Source organism: Paraburkholderia sp. 22098, assembly GCF_052045935.1.
GTDB classification, from domain to species: domain Bacteria; phylum Pseudomonadota; class Gammaproteobacteria; order Burkholderiales; family Burkholderiaceae; genus Paraburkholderia; species Paraburkholderia caledonica.
In genome coordinates this window covers 489103-503779 of the sequence record NZ_JBQEPV010000001.1, presented here as the reverse complement: position 1 = coordinate 503779, position 14677 = coordinate 489103, and the positions used below count along the sequence as shown (strand labels likewise).

General features: G+C 62.8%; 14 protein-coding genes. 7 read left to right on the top strand and 7 right to left on the bottom strand.

From position 1 onward, the window contains the following. Positions 1-219: 219 nt before the first annotated feature. Both ACTJLB_RS02270 and ada read right to left on the bottom strand, forming a co-directional pair. Positions 220-1137 (bottom strand): DNA-3-methyladenine glycosylase family protein, encoded by a 918-nt coding sequence (locus ACTJLB_RS02270; protein ID WP_440782332.1) that lies wholly within the window; start codon positions 1135-1137, stop codon positions 220-222. Beyond that, positions 1134-2309: a bifunctional DNA-binding transcriptional regulator/O6-methylguanine-DNA methyltransferase Ada gene (gene ada, locus ACTJLB_RS02265; protein WP_440782331.1), complete on the bottom strand. Its 1176-nt coding sequence runs from the start codon at positions 2307-2309 to the stop codon at positions 1134-1136. Before ada ends, ACTJLB_RS02270 begins: the two co-directional genes overlap by 4 nt. Positions 2310-2701: 392 nt before the next feature. Between ada and ACTJLB_RS02260 the strand changes: the two genes are divergently transcribed. Then, positions 2702-3127: a VOC family protein gene (locus ACTJLB_RS02260; RefSeq protein ID WP_440782329.1), complete on the top strand. Its 426-nt coding sequence runs from the start codon at positions 2702-2704 to the stop codon at positions 3125-3127. Between the two features lie 46 nt (positions 3128-3173). Here ACTJLB_RS02260 and ACTJLB_RS02255 read toward each other — a convergent pair whose 3' ends face one another. Both ACTJLB_RS02255 and ACTJLB_RS02250 read right to left on the bottom strand, forming a co-directional pair. Next, on the bottom strand, positions 3174-3728 hold the full coding sequence (locus ACTJLB_RS02255; RefSeq protein WP_027776868.1) for a YaeQ family protein: 555 nt from the start codon (positions 3726-3728) through the stop codon (positions 3174-3176). A gap of 143 nt (positions 3729-3871) precedes the next feature. Further along, positions 3872-4849 (bottom strand): LysR family transcriptional regulator, encoded by a 978-nt coding sequence (locus tag ACTJLB_RS02250; protein WP_440782328.1) that lies wholly within the window; start codon positions 4847-4849, stop codon positions 3872-3874. Between the two features lie 149 nt (positions 4850-4998). On the opposite strand from ACTJLB_RS02250, the gene ACTJLB_RS02245 reads away from it, so the two are divergent. From ACTJLB_RS02245 to ACTJLB_RS02225, 5 genes are all read left to right on the top strand, one after another. After that, on the top strand, positions 4999-6447 hold the full coding sequence (locus ACTJLB_RS02245; protein WP_440782327.1) for an aldehyde dehydrogenase family protein: 1449 nt from the start codon (positions 4999-5001) through the stop codon (positions 6445-6447). Between the two features lie 136 nt (positions 6448-6583). Then, a complete protein-coding gene (locus ACTJLB_RS02240) occupies positions 6584-7588 on the top strand; it encodes an arabinose ABC transporter substrate-binding protein (protein WP_204522603.1) in 1005 nt (334 codons plus the stop codon). Between the two features lie 93 nt (positions 7589-7681). Continuing rightward, on the top strand, positions 7682-9244 hold the full coding sequence (araG, locus tag ACTJLB_RS02235; RefSeq protein ID WP_440782326.1) for an L-arabinose ABC transporter ATP-binding protein AraG: 1563 nt from the start codon (positions 7682-7684) through the stop codon (positions 9242-9244). 119 nt (positions 9245-9363) lie between these two features. Then, on the top strand, positions 9364-10368 hold the full coding sequence (gene araH / locus ACTJLB_RS02230) for an L-arabinose ABC transporter permease AraH (RefSeq protein ID WP_020067363.1): 1005 nt from the start codon (positions 9364-9366) through the stop codon (positions 10366-10368). Positions 10369-10418: 50 nt separating this feature from the next. Further along, positions 10419-12152: an IlvD/Edd family dehydratase gene (locus tag ACTJLB_RS02225; RefSeq protein WP_440782325.1), complete on the top strand. Its 1734-nt coding sequence runs from the start codon at positions 10419-10421 to the stop codon at positions 12150-12152. Between the two features lie 270 nt (positions 12153-12422). On the opposite strand, the gene sap1 is transcribed toward ACTJLB_RS02225, so the two are convergent. Then, positions 12423-12761 (bottom strand): surface attachment protein Sap1, encoded by a 339-nt coding sequence (gene sap1, locus ACTJLB_RS02220; RefSeq protein WP_020067361.1) that lies wholly within the window; start codon positions 12759-12761, stop codon positions 12423-12425. Between the two features lie 502 nt (positions 12762-13263). On the opposite strand from sap1, the gene ACTJLB_RS02215 reads away from it, so the two are divergent. Continuing rightward, positions 13264-13443 (top strand): hypothetical protein, encoded by a 180-nt coding sequence (locus ACTJLB_RS02215; RefSeq protein WP_088176051.1) that lies wholly within the window; start codon positions 13264-13266, stop codon positions 13441-13443. A 96-nt stretch (positions 13444-13539) separates the two neighbouring features. On the opposite strand, the gene ACTJLB_RS02210 is transcribed toward ACTJLB_RS02215, so the two are convergent. Continuing rightward, positions 13540-13965 carry an HIT family protein gene (locus ACTJLB_RS02210; protein ID WP_440782324.1) on the bottom strand — a complete coding sequence of 142 codons (426 nt, stop codon included), beginning with the start codon at positions 13963-13965 and terminating at the stop codon, positions 13540-13542. 138 nt (positions 13966-14103) lie between these two features. Next, the gene (locus tag ACTJLB_RS02205; protein WP_027776864.1) at positions 14104-14631 is read right to left on the bottom strand and encodes an Lrp/AsnC family transcriptional regulator; all 528 of its coding nucleotides are present in this window, start codon (positions 14629-14631) and stop codon (positions 14104-14106) included. Positions 14632-14677 lie beyond the last annotated feature (46 nt).

The following is a 14677-nucleotide window of genomic DNA, read 5'->3' as shown; positions in this document are numbered from 1 at the left end:
CACGGCGCCTGCTTGAGGCCGCCTCGGCGGGATGTTCCGGCCGGTCTGACCGACTGTTTTCACGCCGGATTCGCGAATCTGGCCACGGGAATTCGGGGTATTTCGGTATTGCGGCGGTAGGGTTTGTAACGGGCGGCGTCGCGTGTCGCACGCGCGGTCGATGCGGCGCGACGGAGCGGCCTGGGCGTGTCGCCAACCTCCGCGAACCAGCAAGTGCAGCTAGCCGCCACGCGCGGCACCGGCGCGGTCCGCTACTTCATTCCACAGATGCATCGCCGCGTAAGCGCGCCACGGTCGCCATGCATCGGTGCGTGCGCGTTGCTGCGTCGCCCGAACGAGCGACGGATCGCGCGCCGAGATCGACTGCATCAACACGAGGTCGAGCGCAGGCCACGCGTCGGCATCGCGCCACGCGCGCATCGCGACGTACTCGACCGTCCACGGGCCGATGCCCGGCAAGGCGAGTAATTCCGTGCGCAGGCTGTGCGCGTCGGCGGTCGCGCTGTCGAGCGGCACGTCGCCGCTCGCGACGGCGCGCGCGAAACCCTGCAGCGCCGCGACGCGTTTGCCCGGCATGCCGATTTGCGCAAGATCGACTGTTGCCAGGGCGTCTGGCGTCGGAAAACGCCACGCGGTGCTTGCGTGCGGATGCCCTTCGATACGCTCGCCCGCTCGCTGTACCAATCGTCCGATGATGGTTGTCGCGGCCTTCACGCTGATCTGCTGGCCGACGATCGCACGTACCACGAGTTCGAAGCCGGACCACGCACCCGGCACGCGCAGACCCGGCGCCGCTTCGATCAGCGGCGCGAGCCAAGGGTCGGCGGCCAGGGCGGCGCCGATTTTCTTCGCCTCGGCGTGCAGATCGAAGATCCTCGCGATGGGTGTTGCAAGCGCATCGGCGTGACGGCTCACCGGTCCCTCGATGCTTGCAACGAGACAGCGCTTGCGTGGATGCTGGCGCACGCTGAGCGTGCCACTGTCGCCGTCCCGTTCGATTGCGCGGCGATAGGCGCCGTCTTCAACTGTCTCGACGCCGGGCGTCGCCCGTCCGCCGAAAAAGCGCAGCAGGCGCGGCCAGTCGAACGGCGATTTGTACGGCAGTTCCAGGGTTGCGACTTCGTCAAGCGTGCTCACGCGGCGTGGTCCAGTTTGGTAGCGACGGTTTCAATAGGACCCGTCTGGGAATGGCTGGGTTCATCTGCGGAAACGTTGCGCGCGTGCTCTGCTTCGTTATCGAGAAGAGCAGCCTTGCGCGGCAGGCCCCAGCGATAGCCCGCAAGCGCCCCGCCCTTTTGCACGACGCGATGACACGGAATGGCGAGCGCGACCGGGTTCGTCGCGCACGCGCTCGCCACGGCGCGCACGGCGCGCGGCGCGCCGACCGCCTCGGCGATCTCGGTGTAGCTGCGCGTCTGGCCATACGGGATGCGCCGCAGCGCGTCCCACACACGCTGCCGGAAGGCGGTCGCTGCAATATCGAGCGGCAGGTCGAAGTCCTGACGCGTACCGCGCAGATACGCGTCGATCTGAGCGATGAACGGTGCGAGCCGCTCGGGATCGTCGAGCAGAGCCGCGTTGGCGAATTCGCCGCGCAATTCATCGACGAGGAAGGCGTCGTCGTCGCCAAAACCGATTTTGCAGATGCCTTTGTCGGTCGCGGCCACCAGCACGAAGCCGAGCGATGTTGGCGCGCTCGCGTACCGGACCGTCAGTCCCGCACCCTTGCGGCGATATTCCGACGGCGCCATGCCCAATTCCGCCGATGCGCTGTCGTACATCCGCGAAGGCGAGTTGAAGCCGGCGTCCAGCGTCGCACGCGTGACGTCCGCGCCACTTTTGAGCGCGTCGCGCAACGCGGCGCCGCGTTGCGCGGCCTGGTACTGCCGCGGCGACACGCCCACCACGCGCTTGAACAGCCGCTGAAGATGAAACGGGCTCACGTGCACGGCGTCGCTCAATTGGGCGAGCGTGAGACGTTGCTGCGGATCGGCGTCGAGCGCGGCGCACGCGCGGTTTACGATCTCCAGTTCGCGCGGCAATCCGCCCGGCTGGCAGCGCTTGCAATCGCGGAAGCCCGCAGCGCGTGCGCCGCCGGCGTCTGCGAAGAAGGCGACATTCTCGCGACGCGGCTGGCGCGAAGCGCAGGACGGACGGCAGAACACACCCGTCGTCTTCACGCCGTAGAAGAAAGCGCCGTCCGCGAGCGGATCGCGGCGAGTGACGGCTTCCCAGCGGTCGTCGTCGGAATTCCAGATGGCGGTGTCGGCAGTGAGGCTAGTGTCAACAGGCTTGTCAGCGCGGTTCATGATGGTCCCGGATAGGTGCTCTCGATGCTCACCAATGTAGGCCGCATGCCGACACACTACGCTCCGGTTCTTGCTGTGTCATTGCGGTTCCTCGATGGCGGGCGGCTGCTGAACCCCCGCCAGGCGCTCGTTTCGCCGCAGAGTGCGACAAATTTGCACGATATCGGGTTTTCCCTTAAAAGTTATTGCGTCGCACCAACCCCGTGTGTATATTAGTACCTGTCTCCTCCATGTCTCCTCCTGATATGGATTCAGCCCGCTCCAAGCAGAGCGGGCTTTTTTTCGTCTGTACGTTCTGCATCTGGCCCTCACCGTAAGGCTTCCAGAGCCGCCGCTTTCTCATAAACTGGTGGTTCATCCGTTCCGTAAGCCGGCCAGAGGAAACGTTCCAAATGAAAATCCATATTCGCGAGATCGACCACGTGGTGATTCGGGCGTCGAATGTCGAGGTCATGGCGCGCTTCTACTGCGAGGTACTCGGTTGCAGCCTCGAGAAGGAGCAGCGCGAGCTGGGTCTCACGCAGTTGCGCGCGGGCCGCTCGCTGATCGACCTGCTGCAGGTGGGCGCGAAGCTTGATCGCCCGGAAAACGGTGCGGCCGGCGCAGGGCGAAACATGGATCACGTGTGTTTGCGCGTGGAACCGTTCGAAGTAGACGCGCTCAAGGCGCATCTCAGCGAACACGGCGCACGGCTTGGCGAGCAGGCGCTGCGCTACGGCGCGGACGGCTATGGCCCGTCGCTGTATCTGTTCGACCCGGAGGGCAACATGGTCGAACTGAAAGGGCCGCCGGAAGCGGCGCGGGTTACGTCGCTTTAAAGGTGAGCCCCAAAGTCAGCCGCGAGTCGCTGACGTTGCAGACGTCTCAGCCGTTGGCGGGCGCCTTCAACACCGTCCACTCGATTTTCACCGCGTCGGCTTCCGCGCTGCCGAGCCACGCTTCGCCGTCCTGTACCGTGCATTGCAGCCGCATCGTGCGTTCCGCAAGCGCGCCCAACTCCGCCGCGACGTTCTCGCCAAGCGACCAGACCGTCACATTGCGCATGCGCTCAACCTTGTTGCGCACGCCCTGCCACCAGATATCCGAAGTACGTCCGCCGTACGCGATCACGATCACGTCGTTCGAACGGCCGCTCGCCTTTGCGATGCGCCGCTCGTCGGGCTGGCCGACTTCGATCCACGTTTCGATCGCGCCGGTCAGATCTTTTTGCCACAGATCGGGTTCGTCGACATCCGACAATCCCTTGCAGAACTCGAGCCGTTCCTGCGCAAAGAGCGCGAACGCGGCGACGCGGACCATCATCCGTTCGTCGGTTTCCGACGGATGACGCGCGATGGTGAGCGAATGGTCGGCGTAATAGTGCCGGTCCATATTGGCGATCTGCAATTCCGCCTTGTAAATCGTCGATTTGAGAGCCATGCCGTTGCTAAACCAGACGCTCGCTCCAGCGGAGCGAACCGAAAATGAGTCGTCGACGGCGCGCTGCCGTCTTCCGTGTTTGTTGTACATTTTGTCTCCCTCCCGTGCCGTCCACCGGCCACCACATAGACGGGAAGAAGCATTTAACGAGCCAAGGCCTGCTCTGCGGGTGCGCCATAAACCTCGCCGGCCGCCTCGCGCAACGCGTCGAGCACCACTGAGGCCGCGGGAGAAAGCAGGTGCGACTGGCGCGTGATGATACCGAATGTGTCCATCCTGCACGGTAAATCAATCGGCAAGCGCTTCAACACACCGTACTGTTGGTACTGACGCGCCACTTCGTCGGGCAAAACCGCCAACATGTCGCTCTGGAGCAGCAAACTGGAAATCGCGAGGAAGTTGTTGGTGTTCACCACGTTCTGCGGCGGATTCAGGCCGATCTGCGAAAACATCAGGTCAAAGCGATGCCGCAAAACACTGCCCGGCGGATGCAATACCCAGCTCGCGTTGACAATGCCGCGCAGCGTCAGGCCCGCTTCGTTTTCCAGAGGATGGCCCGGCCGCGCGACCACGCACAGCGGTTCGTCGGCGAGCGGTTCGTAGCGAACTTCGGTTTTGAACTGGTTCTGGCGCTCGAGCACGCGGCCGATCATGATGTCGAGCTCACCTTCGGCAAGCCGCGGCAGCATCACATCTGACGTTTCGACTTCCGCCCAGATCTGCAACTGCGGATAACGCTCCTTCACACTCGAGATGGCGCGCGGCACCATGGTGGCAGCCGCCGCTGCGATCACGCCGATACGCACCTGCCCGGCGAGTCCCGCGCGCAGCGCCGAGATTTCGTCGTGGGCGTGGCTGAGATTGGACAGCACCATGCGTGCGTGACGGATCATGACCTCGCCGTACAGCGTTGCATGCATGCCGTGCGGCGTTCGGTCGAAGAGGCTCACGCCGAGCATGTCTTCGAGTTCTTTCAGCAGGCGGGAAGCCGCCGGCTGCGTCATGCCCAGCACGTCGGCGGCGCGACGCACGTTGCCCTCTTCTTCCATTGCGGCGAGCAGCAACAACTGCCGCGTCTTGAGTCGCGCACGGACGAACCAGTTCGAGTAGCTACGCGTCATCGCCTGTCTCCGAAACCATATTTTTGGATTGGCTCAATCATGCCATACCGAAATTGTTATCGGGGTAGCTCAAAAAGGGATTGGAAAGTTATTGCCCGCACTCATACCATTCGTGGACTTTAAGCTTCTCATGTGGCGCCTTTCCGTCGATGAACCGCGATCCGCTCGTCCCGCTCGTTGCCAGCCCGCTGCGCCATTACATCAATGGCGGATGGGAGACGGGTGCGACCACAGGTGTCTCGCTCAATCCGTCGGATCTGGACGAACCCGTCGGCGAATATGTCCGCGCCGACGTCCGGCAAACCGATAGCGCGATTGACGCAGCAAGCGCCGCCTTCCGCGAGTGGTCGCTCAGTTCGGCGCAGCGTCGCGCGGACGCGCTGGACGCGATCGGCAGCGAAATGCTGGCGCGCCGCGACGAACTCGGCCGACTGCTTGCGCGCGAAGTCGGCAAGACATTGCCCGAGGCGTTGGCCGAGGCCACGCGCGCAGGTCAGACGTTCAAGCTCCTCGCCGCCGATGCACAGCGCGCGTATGCCGAACCGCTTGCGTCGGCGCGCGCGGGCGTCGAAATCGACATGACGCGCGAACCGCTCGGCGTGGTCGGCATCATCGCGCCGTGGAGCGCGCCGCTCGCGATCGCTGCTGCGAAAATCGGCGCAGCGCTGGCGCACGGCAATTGCGTGGTCTACAAGCCGGCTGAATCCACGCCGGCTTGCGCAGCGGCGCTCGCGTCGATCGTGAGCCGCGCCGGTTTGCCGGCGGGCGTCTTCAATCTCGTGATGGGCAGCGGCCGGCAGGTCGGCGCGCGAATCGTCGCTCATCCGCTCGTTGCGGCGATCAGCTTCAGCGGGTCGGCGGAAACCGGCACGCGCGTGCTGCAAGCCGCCGCCGCGCGCCAGGCGCGCGTGCAACTGGAAATGGGCGGCAAGAATCCCTTTGTCGTGCTGGCCGACGCCGATCTCGACAGCGCGGTCGATGCCGCATTGACCGGCGCATACGGGTCGACCGGTCAGCGCAGCACGGCGGCGGCGCGGTTGATCGTCGAACGCTCGATGTTCGAGCCGTTCGTCGACGCATTGCAGACGAAGCTCGCCAGGCTCACCGTGGACCATGCGCTCAAGCACGGCGCGGACATGGGCCCGGTAGCGAACGCCGCGCAACTCGAACGCGATCTCGACTACGTGGAAATCGGCAAGCAGGAAGGCGCGCAATTGCTGCACGGCGGCCGTCAGCTGGAACGTGCCACGCGCGGCTACTTTTTCGAGCCCGCGCTGTTCGTCGGCGAGCCGGAACATCGCATTGCGCGCGAGGAAATCTTCGGGCCGCTCGCGGTCGTACTTCGCGCCGACGACTACGAACACGCGCTGCATCTCGCGAACGACACCGCTTATGGTCTATGCGCCGGCATCTGCACGCGCTCGCTCAGCCGCGCGCGGCATTTTCGCCGTCACGTGCGTAGCGGTCTCGTCACGATCAATCTGCCGACCACGGCCGTGGAGCACCACGCGCCCGGCGGCGGGCGCAAGGCGTCCGCGTATGGCTCGACCGACGCAGCATTCTGGACGGCCGTGAAAACGGCCTACGTCGCGAGCTGATCGTGAAGACCTTTTTGCACGCGGCCGCCCGCCTCGATCCCGTCGCCAAGTTTTTACGCCCCGGCTAACGCCGCCGCGTATCGCCTCGCTGCACATAAACGAAATCAATGCAGCTTTTCAACCTCAGGAGACAGACATGACCAGCAAGCTTCGCCGTTTGACGCTAACCGCGATCGCCGCCGCCGCAATCGCCGCGCCGTTCGCCGCCCAACTTTCCGCGCACGCGGACCAGCCGCTCAAAGTAGGCTTCCTCGTGAAGATGCCGGAGCAGGCGTGGTTTATCAACGAACAGAAGGCCGCGACTGCGCTCGGTCAGAAGGACGGCTTTTCGGTGGTGAACATCGGCACGCCGGACGGCGAGAAAGTGCTGTCCGCGATCGACAATCTCGGCGCCCAGGGCGCGAAGGGTTTCGTGATCTGCGCGCCTGACGTGCGTCTCGGACCGGCCATTCAGGCGCGCGCCAAGCGCTACAACATGAAGTTCGTCACCGTCGACGATCAACTGGTCGATTCCAGCGGCAAGCCGCTCGCCAATGTGCCGCACCTCGGCATGTCCGCGTTCAAGATCGGCAACCAGGTCGGCCAGGCAATCAGCGACGAAATGAAGCGCCGCGGCTGGAAGCCCGAGGAAGTCGGTGCACTGCGCATCACGAACTACGAACTGCCGACCGCGAAACTGCGCACCGACGGCGCGACGGAAACGCTGCTCGCCGGCGGCTTCAAGAAGGAAAACATTTTCGACGCGCCGCAAAAGACGACCGACGACGAAGGCGGTTTCAACGCGTCGTCGCCGGTGTTGGCCAAGCATCCAAACATCAAGAAGTGGGTGATCTTCGCGCTCAACGAGGAAAGCGTGCTAGGCGGCGTGCGTGCTACCGAGCAGCTGCATATTCCGGCGGCGGACGTGATCGGCGTCGGCATCAACGGTGCAGGCGAGGCATTCGCCGAGTTCCAGAAGAAAGAGCCGACGGGCTTCTACGGCACGATCGCCGTCAGCTCGACGATGCACGGCAAGGAGAGCACCGAGAACCTCGTGGAGTGGATCAAGGACGGCAAGCAGCCGCCCGCCGATACGCAGACCACCGGCAAGTTGATGGTGCGCAGCAACTGGCAGGACGTGCGTAAAGAACTCGGCATCTAAGCCGCGTTCGACTTTGCACGCGGCGGGCCGCGCCTCGCATTTGCCTGACGCGAGAGCGGCCCGCACAGCTTGTCCACCATTGAGGTTTTTTTGATGACGTCCTCACACACTGCGACATCCCCTGGCGGTGCCGACGCGCCGCTACAGACGCCCTCGCCTGTGCCCGCTTCGACTGAGCCGTATCTGCAACTCGACGGCATCACCGTGCGCTTTCCCGGCGTGCTCGCGCTCGACCAGGTGTCGCTCGAAGTGCGTCGCGGCGAAGTGCACGGCCTCATGGGCGAAAACGGCGCCGGCAAATCGACGCTGCTCAAGGTCCTGTCCGGCGTGAACCAGCCGGCGGCGGGCACGTTGTCGCTCGATGGCGTGGAGCAGCAGTTCGCCACGACGAAGGCGGCAATCGCAGCGGGTGTCGCGATCATCTATCAGGAACTGCATCTGGTGCCGGAATTGACGGTGGCCGAAAACCTGATGCTCGGCGCGCTGCCCAACCGCTTCGGTGTGCTGGACGAAAAGGCGCTCGTCGCGCGCGCGGTGCGCGAACTCGAACGCCTCGGCGAAAAAATCGATCCGTCGCAGCAGGTGAAAAATCTGTCGATCGGTCAGCGTCAGATGATTGAAATCGGCAAGGCGCTGATGCGCGATGCGCGCGTGATCGCATTCGACGAACCGACCAGTTCGTTGTCGTCGCGCGAGACTACGCAGCTGTTCCGGATCATTCGCGCGTTGCGTGCCGAAGGCCGCGCGATCATCTACGTCACGCATCGGATGGATGAAGTCTACGAACTGTGCGATCGCGTCACCGTGTTTCGCGACGGCCGCCGCATCGACACGTTCGACGCAGGCGAAGGCCTCGACCGCGACCGTCTGATCAGCTGCATGGTGGGCCGTTCGATCGCCGACGTGTACGGCTATCGCACGCGCGATGTCGGCGACGTGCAACTCGACGTCAAGGGATTGATGGGACCGGGCCTGCGCGAGCCCGCTACATTCTCGGCACGCAAAGGCGAAATCGTCGGCTTTTTCGGGCTTGTCGGCGCCGGGCGCTCGGAACTGATGAAGCTCATCTACGGCGCGGTCAAACCCACGGCCGGCGACATCACGCTCAAAGGCAAGCAGGTGCGCTTCGCCACGCCGCGCGACGCAGTGCGCGCAGGCGTCGCGCTGTGCCCCGAAGATCGCAAACAGGAAGGCATTGTTTCGATCGCTTCGGTTTCGGACAACCTCAACATCAGTTGCCGCCGGCACTTCAGCCGCTTCAACGTGCTGAACGGACGCAAGGAAGCGCAGACCGCGAAAGAGTTCATCGGCAAGCTCGCGATCAAGACGCGCAACGGCGAGACGCCGATCGGCACGCTCTCGGGCGGCAATCAGCAGAAGGTGATTCTGTCGCGCTGGCTCGCCGAAGACATCGACGTGTTCCTGATGGACGAACCCACGCGCGGCATCGACGTCGGCGCGCGCAGCGAAATTTACGGTCTGCTGTATGGGCTCGCGGACGCGGGACGTACGGTGATCGTGGTGTCGAGCGATCTTGCCGAAGTAATCGGCGTGACCGACCGCGTGATCGTAATGAAGGAAGGCCGCCTGGTCGGCGATCTGCCGAAAGCACAGGCGACACCCGATGCGCTCATCAAGCTCGCGCTGCCTCGCTAGAACACATGCTGGCCCCAGGCGCCAGACAAATGAAGGCCCCTGAAGAACGCACCTGAACCGAAAGCAACTGAATCGCGCCGTCGAACCGAACCACGCGGCATTGAAACGGAACACACATCATGCACACACCATCGACCGACCCCTCCACGCCAGCCGTCGCTTCCGCGGGCTTGAGCGCGCGCGCCGCGCGGACCTGGGATCTGATCAACAAGTCCGGCATCGTGATGGTCTTCATCATCCTGTTCGCGGTGCTGTCGTTCACCGTGCCCGACTTCTTGAGTTCACGAAACATTCAGGGCCTGCTGCTTTCCGTCACGCTGATCGGCTCGATCTCCGTGACCATGATGTTCGTGCTTGCGCTCGGCGAGGTCGATCTGTCGGTCGCGTCGATCGTGGCGTTCGCGGGGGTCGTGGCATCCACGTTGATCACCGTGACGCATAGCGTACTGCTCGGCGTTGCCGCAGGCGTGCTGGCAGGCGGCGCGGTAGGCCTCGTGAACGGCGTGCTGGTCGCGCGCTACAAGATCAATTCGCTGATCGTCACGCTCGCGATGATGGAAGTCGTGCGCGGCCTCGCCTTCATCACGTCGAGCGGCGACGCGGTGATGATCTCGGAAGAACGCTTCTTCGACCTGGGCGGCGGCTCATTCCTCGGCATTTCGTATCCGATCTGGAGCAACATCATCGGCTTCGTGGTGTTCGGTTTCCTGCTGAAGAAAACCGTGTTCGGCAAGAACGTACTGGCGGTCGGCGGCAACAGCGAGGCGGCGCTGCTCGCAGGGCTGCCCGTCACGCGCATCAAGATCACCGTGTTCGTGCTGCAAGGGCTCGTCACCGGCTTTGCGGGCGTGATGCTTGCGTCGCGTATGAGTCTCGGCGATCCGAAGACGTCGGTCGGTCTCGAACTCGGCGTGATCTCCGCGTGCGTGCTCGGCGGCGTGTCGCTGACGGGCGGCGTCGCGACGATTTCCGGCGTGCTGGTGGGCGTGCTGATCATGGGTTCCGTGCAGGACGCAATGAGCCTGATGAACGTGCCGACTTTTTATCAATACCTGATTCGCGGCGGGATCCTGCTGCTCGCGGTGCTGTTCGACCAGTTCCGTCGCAGCAAGCGCGTGCACTGAGCGTGCAATGACGCGCGCCCTGCCCTACATGTTTGCCAACAGGAGATTTCATGGCTGATTCCAACCAGACAAAAAAGCGGCTGCGCAGCCAGGCGTGGTTTGGCCTCAAGGACCGCGACGGCTTTCTGCATCGCTCGTGGATGAAAAACCAGGGCATTCCGCACGATGAATTCGACGGACGTCCGGTAATCGGCATCTGCAATACATGGTCGGAACTGACGCCCTGCAACGCGCATTTTCGCGAGCTCGCGGAGTACGTGAAAAAAGGCGTGCATGAAGCGGGCGGTTTGCCGCTGGAGTTTCCGGTGATGTCGCTCGGCGAGACCAATTTGCGACCGACGGCCATGCTGTTTCGCAACCTGGCTTCGATGGACGTCGAGGAATCGATTCGCGGCAATCCGATGGACGGCGTGATTCTGCTCGTCGGCTGCGACAAGACTACGCCTGCGCTGCTGATGGGCGCGGCGTCGTGCAACCTGCCCGCGCTCGCGGTGTCGGGTGGCCCCATGTTGAACGGCCGGTTCCGCGGCAAGCATATCGGCTCGGGCACAGGCGTGTGGCAGATGTCCGAGGAAGTGCGCGCCGGTTCGATGACGCAGGAAGAATTCACCGAGGCGGAGTCGTGCATGAACCGCTCGCGCGGCCACTGCATGACGATGGGCACGGCGTCGACGATGGCTTCGATGGTCGAATCGCTCGGCATGGGCTTGCCGCACAACGCCGCCATTCCCGCGGTCGACGCACGACGCCAGGTGCTCGCGCATCTGGCCGGCCGGCGCATCGTCGACATGGTCCGCGAGGATCTGACAATGGACAAGATTCTCACGCGCCAGGCCTTCGAAAACGCAATCCGCACGAACGCGGCGATTGGCGGCTCGACCAACGCCGTCGTGCATCTGATCGCGCTCGCGAAGCGCATTGGCGTGGAGCTTTCGCTGGAAGACTGGGAGCTTGGCTCCAACGTGCCGTGTCTCGTGAATCTGCAACCGTCAGGCGAATACCTGATGGAAGACTTCTACTACGCGGGCGGTTTGCCGGCGGTGCTCAAGCAACTGGGCGATCAAGGTCTGCTGCATCGCGAGGCGCTGACCGTGAACGGCAAGACGATCTGGGACAACGTGCGCAATGCGCCGAACCACGACGAGAAAGTCATCACCACGTTCGCTGAGCCGTTCAAGCCGAAGGCGGGCATTGCGGTCCTCAAGGGCAACCTGGCGCCAAACGGCGCGGTGATCAAGCCGTCGGCGGCCACTGCGGAACTGCTGAAGCACCGAGGCCGAGCGGTCGTGTTCGAAAACATCGAAGAACTGCACGCGAAGATCGACGACGAGTCGCTCGACATCGACGAAAACTGCATCATGGTGCTCAAAGGCGCGGGGCCGAAAGGTTATCCGGGCTTCGCCGAAGTGGGCAATATGCCGTTGCCGAAAAAAGTGCTGCAAAAGGGCATTACTGACATGGTGCGTATTTCCGACGGACGCATGAGCGGCACAGCGTACGGTGCGGTGGTGTTGCACGTGTCGCCCGAAGCAGCCGCGGGCGGTCCGCTGGCGTTCGTGCAGACCGGCGACATGATCGAGCTGGATGTCGAAGCGCGACGCCTGCATCTGGATGTGAGCGACGACGAACTCGCGCGCCGGCGCGCCGCGTGGCAGGCGCCCGAGTCGCCGAAGCGCGGTTACTACAAGCTCTATGTCGAGCACGTCCTGCAGGCGGATCAGGGCGCGGATCTCGATTTCCTGGTGGGCTCCAGCGGCGCGCCGGTGCCGCGCGACTCGCACTGAGCGGCGCGAGTCGTTCGAAGAGTTAAACGGTTGTTCCTGCGCTTTGCGAGAAGGCGTGCTGCCGATGCGGTTCCACATAACCGCATCGGCTTTTTTACGCGTCGCGCGTGCATGTCGCACAAATAAAAATCGGCCGGACATTTTTCAATGTCCCGCCGATTATTTTTAGCACAAGCTCACAGTCTCCGGCGTTTGAAGCCAGAGCACTCACCTGAACGCACGTCGTTCCGGCAATTCGCCGAAAGTGTTCGCACTCAGTGTTCTATAAGATCATTGCTTGATGAAGCGATCGTTCGCCCATAGGCCTTGCGTGTCGCTATTGCTGGCATTCACGAACTCGAAGTCGTGACCGACGACACGCACGACGCGGAAGCTCGAATTCTCCGGCGTCGAAACGCATTGATACCCGGAGAAGAACTCCTGCATTTTCTGCTGTTCACCGGCTTGCGCGTGCTCATTAACGGCGTCTAGCTTGTCTTTTGACAAACAGCCGTACGAGTTGGCTTTGAACTGAATGGTTTGCTGCGGCTTGATCATGACGTCTTGCGCCTGAACACTTGCGGCAGCCAGACTTGCAACGGCGAAAACAAGGGCGAGTCGAGTTTTCATATGTTCCTCCGGGTGCGGGCCGAATGCTCAGGTTAGCTATGTATTTAACTCCATCGTCTAGCCCGCACCTTGCACTTTAGGAGAACGTGCAAGAACCACAAGCACATCTTGTGTGCGGTCGCAACAGTGGCAGATTGTCGCACCGTGCGCGTCGTATGACGGATGGTTCGGCAACGCATCACAGACGCGGGATTAAACGGGATAACTAAGCGACTTTTCCCACGCACGGCTTTAACCAGTAATGCTTTGCGGGCCGCATTAGCGTTAACGCGATAATCGATTTAAGCGATTTATTAGTAACCTTCGGCGCGCTTGGTGCATTGCACACAAAGTCGTTTCGCCGGCTTGTTAGAGCGGTCGATATAACGGTGTAAATGCAGAAGATAAACGATGCCAGGCACCGCTGAGCTTTATGCGCCGCACCTGGACGACGACTGGCCGGCATTGCAGGTACGTGCGGTGCTCTAGAATAAAACCATGCAACGTGAGAACGGAGGCCGCCGTGCTCGAGAACCTGATATTGGGCGTTTTTCTCGTCCTGCCGCTGCTGATCGTCGCGTTTCTTTTCTCCGACGAATTGTGGCAGGAACACCGGCATCTGCACGACACGCGCCCCATGCAAGCAAGACCGCGTCGCGTCGACTGGCGTCATCCGCTGCGCCGCTCGCGGCATCGGCTGTAATGCGGCGCTCGTGCGCTGCCGTCAGCGCACTCTACGAGCGCGCCGCGTGTCACTGAAGATCGAAAACGGACCGAAAACGGACCGAAGACTCGCGGCTCAGTCCGCTCGCCAATGCGCGCGAATGCGTTTGGCCAGCGCTTCGAGCGTGTCCGCGTCCGCGACGTCGCGCGCATGCATGCGTAACGGCTGACCCTTCCAGCGCGGAATCACGTGAAAGTGCACATGCGGCACCGTCTGCCCGGCAGCCGCTCCATTGAACTGGCCGATGAACACGCCGTCCGGACGCAACGCCGCGCGCACGGCGATGGCAAGCTTTTGCGTCATGCGCATGCATGCGACCGTCGCCGCGTCCGACAGGTCGAAGATCTCCGCAGCCGCTTCCTTCGGCACGACGAGCAAATGGCCGTCGGCTTGCGGCATCAGGTCCATGAAGGCGAGCGCGGCATCGGTTTCCGCGACCTTGATGCATGGTAGCTCGCCGCGCAGAATCTTCGCGAAGGGATTGCTGTCGTCGTAGTTCATCGCTTTTTCTCCTGATTTCTGTTGCACGCTTGCCGCGGGGAAGGTTTGACGATCGCCGTCGTGCCTATTGTCGGCCGCCACTATTACAGCAGCCCACCACTTTGGCCGAAGCGAAACGAAGCAAGGCGCGGTGACGCGTCAGCGCCAGTCGGTCGCCACGTCGTCCGGGTCGGTCAGCGTCAATCCAGACGACGGCAGCGGCAGCGCCGTCTTATACCGCACCTGCTTGAGTGCAAAGCTGGAGCGGATGTTGGAAATGCCGGGAATCTTCGTCAAATGATCGACGATGAAGCGCTCCAGAGTCTGCATATCGGGCATCACCACGCGCAGCAGGTAGTCGGCATCGCCCGTCATCAAATAGCACTCCATCACTTCAGGGCGCTCGGAAATGGCCTGCTCGAAACGCAGCAGCGCGTCCTCCACCTGTTTTTCCAGACTTACCTGAATGAACACGTTGATGCGTAGCCCGAGCGGCTCGGGGTTCAGCAGGGTGACCTGTTGTTTGAAGAGACCGAGCTTTTCGAGCGCGCGCACGCGATTGAAGCACGGCGTGGGCGAGAGATTTACCGAGCGCGCCAGGTCGGCGTTAGTGATGCGCGCGTTTTGCTGCAACTGGCTCAGGATACCGATGTCGATACGATCGAGCCGTCTGGTTGGCGTGGTCATAGATGAAATATTCCGTAAGCGAGGCGAAATCCGGAATAACTAGCCT